This window comes from Stenotrophomonas sp. STEN018 (genome assembly GCF_056760235.1).
The window spans coordinates 1-1371 of sequence record NZ_JBRREK010000132.1 but is presented as its reverse complement, the minus strand read 5'-3'; the positions used below and the strand labels follow the sequence as shown (position 1 = coordinate 1371).

Below are 1371 nucleotides of genomic sequence, written 5' to 3'. Positions count from 1 at the left end.
GTTGTACAAGCAGGGCAGCGTTGGCCATGGGTTATGCAATTGGCTGCAGCCGCCTAACGGTTCATTCAAGCCGAACCCGCTTCGCGGGTCGGCTTAATTCCAGAGTTAGGCGGCGGTGTGTTCGCTTGGCTGGCCTTTCTTCTTTCGGCAGCAACATCGGCAAGTCACCGGTCGACTCCGGGTAACAGTTCCAACTGTTCCTGGCACCGGCCAGCTCGCCACTTCGTCTTACGCCTCACTGCCCAGTCGCAATCATTTCATCGCACTTCGGCGGCAACGCTCGGCAAGGCTTCCTGGGCAAGCTCCATCCCGCGAGCTGTGGCATGATCGGCTTGCGTTAGGTTGTACAAGCAGGGCAGCGTTGGCCATGGGTTATGCAATTGGCTGCAGCCGCCTAACGGTTCATTCAAGCCGAACCCGCTTCGCGGGTCGGCTTAATTCCAGAGTTAGATGCCATGCCAAACATCCTGAAGTCCAAAGAAGAGGCCGCGGTGGCTCTATGCGCCGCTACCATTCCTCGCCTCGCGTCATCTGGGTGCAAGGACGTCGCGGATAAGCTCACCACCATTCAGGACCTTATCCAAAGTGGTGCAATTACGCAGGCGTTTGAGGCATACCGCAACCTTCCTCGATACGACATTGTCTTCTTGTGGGATGACATGGACTGGATGTTCAGCGAGGACGAGAGATTTCCTGTAGCCGAGAAAGCGCTGACTACTGCCTACTACAACCAAACATTGCGTGCATTGGGAGATCTGCGAGTCTCTGTTCTGTGCGGATTTGAGAGGCCTCTGATTGACTCATCTCCTGCCACAGTGCAACAGCTCGCTACGGAGCTAGTATCCACACTTCGCCCTCGCGCAGATGGCATCTAACAATTCATTCAAGCCGACGCCGCTTCGCGGCGCGGCTTAATTCCAGAGTTAGGCCGCTTATGACCGTCGTTATGATCTACGGATTCACAGGCAGATTCTGCGGTGACTCGGAGTACACGTGGGATCACCCGATGAAGGATGCAGTCCATAAATGTATGCTCTTCTTGCGGCAAGATTCAGATTCATACGAGTTCAAGGTAGCGGGAACCGAGTGCCGCAAGTATGGCCTCACAGACATTGAGGACATGCGCGTTGGCAAGCTACAGATCGACGCTCTCAACACCGATCTGTATCGAGGCTTTGCCGGCTTCTACGAAGGAGCACTAAGTGAGGGCAGCACCCTTGTTTTCTACCCCAATAAGGCTGCAGATGACACAGACTCGGTCTAACAATTCATTCAAGCCGAACCGGTAGCTCCTTCGCTTTAGTGGACACCCTGACCTAACGATCAGGAGTATCCCAATGCCCCGTCCAGGCCCCAGAAGCACCTATCGCT

The 1371-nt window shown here is 55.0% G+C and carries 2 protein-coding genes; both read left to right on the top strand.

Annotation, left to right across the window (positions count from 1 at the left end; genetic code table 11):
• The first annotated feature begins 455 nt into the window (after positions 1-455).
• A complete protein-coding gene (locus ACVOMB_RS21020) occupies positions 456-875 on the top strand; it encodes a hypothetical protein (RefSeq protein WP_481532929.1) in 420 nt (139 codons plus the stop codon).
• Between the two features lie 131 nt (positions 876-1006).
• Positions 1007-1264, top strand: coding sequence for a hypothetical protein (locus ACVOMB_RS21015; RefSeq protein ID WP_481532928.1), 258 nt, complete (start codon positions 1007-1009; stop codon positions 1262-1264).
• Positions 1265-1371: the final 107 nt, after the last annotated feature.

What these genes read in the sequence shown, in the direction of transcription:
- ACVOMB_RS21020 (WP_481532929.1), top strand. Translation starts at nt 456, where the DNA reads ATGCCAAACATCCTGAAGTCCAAAGAAGAGGCCGCGGTGGCTCTATGC.
- ACVOMB_RS21015 (WP_481532928.1), top strand. Translation starts at nt 1,007, where the DNA reads ATGAAGGATGCAGTCCATAAATGTATGCTCTTCTTGCGGCAAGATTCA.